The sequence below is a fragment of the Bradyrhizobium sp. Unk1 genome (assembly GCF_059512345.1).
Window position 1 is genome coordinate 1 of the sequence record NZ_JCAMOP010000146.1, and the last position, 2,317, is coordinate 2,317.

Genomic DNA, 2,317 nt, shown 5'->3' on the forward strand with positions numbered 1-2,317 from the left:
CGTCACGCATCGCCATCATAGAACCCGCCGTGCTCGCGCGCATGCGTCAATCAGGCGGTCTTCGTCGTATGCGTACGAGTTTCGCCATCGCCGGCCTGCTGCAGACTCGCAATCGCCAGGGCGTTTCGCAACTTCCCTGGATCGGCTCGGTGCCCGTGATCGGGACCTTGTTCAACAGCAAATCGTACCAGCAGGAGGAAACCGATCTGGTCATCATCGTCACGCCGCGCCTGGTTGCGCCGGCGGCACCCGGCCAGCAATTGGCATCGCCGCTCGACTCCCGACTTCCGGCAAACGACGTCGATTTCTTCCTCAATGGCCAGATGGAAGTCCGCAAGCGCTACAACGACTACGTCAATTCCGGTGGTGAGGTGAAGGGTCCGTACGGGCACATCATCGCTCCCGAGGTCAGGGCGCCCCTTCCGGCACCGGCCGCTGTTGCCGACCAGCCGGTCGTGAAAACCCTCAACTAAAGCAAGCGAGAGATGACCATCAGGTATCTGGCTCTGTTCGCACCGCTCCTGCTCGGCGGATGTTATGGCCTCGCCGGTCATGACGAGGTGGATCGCTACTTCCAGCGTTCGAACACCATCACGATGACCGCGGGCGATGCCAAGCAGGTCAATGCCGTCATGCACACGATCCATCCCTGGCCGCGATACGTCGCCGACCGCAGGATCGCGTACGACGCTCGGCGCGTGGGTGCCGCGGTCACACGCTATGGCAAAACGCAACAGCCGGTGGATCAGCTTCCCGACATTAGCGATGCGACCAGGCAAATGGGTGTGCGGACAACGCCGACGCAGAACGTTAACATCGAGGGATTGGGGCAGGTTCGTCAACCGGCGTGTCGATACCGGTCGGCGGAACACCAGCTGGCAGGTAAAGGGCGAAGGGGCGTTGGGTTGAGTAATTTAGCGACGATATTTCCATAAGGCCGCTGAGCCGGGGGACAACGCTTATGCGGCGCATCATCTTAGTTCTAACTTGTTGCTGGTTGGGAATAGTCCTTGGCGGGTGTGAACAGACACTGAGGGACGCCGCAGTCGTGGTTCTCGTAGAGCCACCGGGCGGGGACCCTGTGCAGGAACCGACCGCCGTCAAATATTATCCTTCGGACGAACCCGTACGGATGGGGTTGGAGCACTATAACCGTGGTGCCTACGGCCTCTCTCAGCGCTATTTCAAAGATGCTGTCGAGAAAGCGCCTAAGGATGTAACGGCGTGGATTGGCCTTGCCGCGAGCTATGACAAGTTGCGTCGCTTTGATCTGGCCGATCAGGCTTATGCGCAGGCGATCCGGCTTGGCGGCGAGACCGTTCAGGTCCTGAACGACCAGGGCTATTCATACATGCTGCGCGGCAATCTCGCCGGCGCACGGCGAAGGTTTGAAAAGGCCTATTCGCTCGACCCCGGCAACCCGGTCATCGCCAATAACCTCGAACTGCTCAACAGCAGCCGCAGGTTCATCGAACGGCCGCCGAACAACCAGCCCTGACGCGCGCCTTGACGAGCGATTCAGCGCAATCTACTTTCCATCAGCTTCTCGCCTCGACGAGCAGTTCGTGCCAGCTCTGCGCACTCGCGCACGCCGACCTGGAAGCCGATGAGTTCCTTCTTGCCTTCCGGCGTCTCGCCGATCAGCACCAGCATGCATTCGCTGTGGTCTTCCATGCGAGCCTGCAGGAAGACGCCGTCCGCCCACACGTATACGTACCGGCGCGCCGACAAATCGCGCTTCTGCCAATGCTCGTAGTCGCTCTGCCACTCCGTCGTCAGTCTGGAAACCACCGCCGGAGAAAGATTCGGCGCATCCTTGCCCGAGAGCGCCGCCAGCGCCTCCTGGAAGTCGCCCGTCGAGATGCCTCGCAGGTACAGCACCGGCAAAAGTGCATCCAAGCTCTTCGTGCGCCGTGCCCACAACGGCAAGATCGCCGAGGTGAAGCGAATCTGCTCGCCATCGCGGGTCACCGCGCGATCCCGAATCTTTACCCGGGCGACTTCGACGGCGCCGATCCCCGTCTGGATCGTCCGCACTGGACCATGGCCGTGCCGCACGAGGCGGTCGCGGCCGTCGGGAAGCTTCAAGCGCTTCATCCCGGCGAGAAACGCCTCGGCTTCCATCTCGACAGCCTGCGCAAGAAGGGCGGAGATCGCAAGTCCCACCGGATCGATGCCTACCAGGCGCGCAAGCTCGATCGTGACCGCCTCGTCTTCATCGATGAGACCTGGGCATCGACCAACATGGCGCGAACACATGGCCGCTGCCAACGCGGCGAACGTCTGCAAGCCGCCGTTCCGCGCGGCCATTGGAAAA

The 2,317-nt window shown here is 61.7% G+C and carries 3 protein-coding genes and 2 pseudogenes; 4 read left to right on the forward strand and 1 reads right to left on the reverse strand.

Annotated elements, in window-relative coordinates; all coding sequences use genetic code 11:
• The 3 genes from AC5ZFO_RS47685 to AC5ZFO_RS47695 form a co-directional block, all read left to right on the forward strand.
• The coding region (locus AC5ZFO_RS47685; RefSeq protein WP_496124225.1) for a secretin GspD/PilQ domain-containing protein at window positions 1–473 on the forward strand (473 nt) is incomplete at its 5' end.
• 12 nt (window positions 474–485) lie between these two features.
• A complete protein-coding gene (locus AC5ZFO_RS47690) occupies window positions 486–935 on the forward strand; it encodes a hypothetical protein (protein ID WP_496124226.1) in 450 nt (149 codons plus the stop codon).
• 146 nt (window positions 936–1,081) lie between these two features.
• Window positions 1,082–1,498 (forward strand): tetratricopeptide repeat protein, encoded by a 417-nt coding sequence (locus AC5ZFO_RS47695; RefSeq protein ID WP_496124227.1) that lies wholly within the window; start codon window positions 1,082–1,084, stop codon window positions 1,496–1,498.
• Between the two features lie 46 nt (window positions 1,499–1,544).
• On the opposite strand, the pseudogene AC5ZFO_RS47700 reads toward AC5ZFO_RS47695, so the two are convergent.
• Window positions 1,545–2,145: pseudogene (locus AC5ZFO_RS47700) on the reverse strand (transposase); the annotation flags it as partial.
• A gap of 48 nt (window positions 2,146–2,193) precedes the next feature.
• Between AC5ZFO_RS47700 and AC5ZFO_RS47705 the strand changes: the two are divergent.
• Window positions 2,194–2,317, forward strand: a pseudogene (locus AC5ZFO_RS47705) (IS630 family transposase); the annotation flags it as partial.